We start from the raw sequence: 574 nt of genomic DNA, 5'->3' as shown, positions 1-574 counted from the left end.
GGCATCGCTCCAAGAATCTGCTCTACAGTAAAACCTAATGCCGCAAGGTTCTCCTGTCCCTTAGCAATCTCAGTGGCGCTTTTGGATGTGGATGCACCTAAATCTAACGCTTGATCTTTTAATTGTTTGACTTGGTCACCAGTCGCACTAGAAATTGCCCCAACTCGACTGATTTGAGATCCAAACTCCATACCTGTTTGAGTTGCGTTATACATCGCATAGGTCATAACGCCAAATCCAACACCAGCGCCTATTGCTACACTACCGCCAATATGTTGCATTTTGTTTCCTGCAGAGTCCATATTACTGCTAAACCTACCCCAAGCGGTACTCTGTTGCTGAAGCTCATTATCTAACTTTTTTAATTTCTGTTCGGTCTGTGTTATCTCATTTTGCAAACCGTTCATACTTGCTTTCGCTTCATCAATTTTTATAGCAAGTTGTTTCGCTTCTTTAGAGGTTTGACCTTTTGTCTGGACCAGACGCTTATATTCATTTTCCAGCCTATTCACGACTTGCTGTTGTACTTCTAGCTTTTGCGTAAGAGCTTCACCATGCAAAGTAGCTTGCCGTA

The 574-nt window shown here is 42.7% G+C and carries 1 protein-coding gene; it reads right to left on the bottom strand.

The genetic code is table 11. From position 1 onward, the window contains the following. Positions 1-574, bottom strand: a 574-nt coding sequence (locus tag BAMA_RS23305) for a phage tail tape measure protein (RefSeq protein ID WP_034644442.1), incomplete at both ends; no start/stop codon positions are given.

This window comes from Bacillus manliponensis (genome assembly GCF_000712595.1).
Classification (GTDB): Bacteria; Bacillota; Bacilli; order Bacillales; family Bacillaceae_G; genus Bacillus_A; species Bacillus_A manliponensis.
Note: the sequence above shows the minus strand (reverse complement) of the source record. Positions and strands in the feature narration are given on the sequence as shown.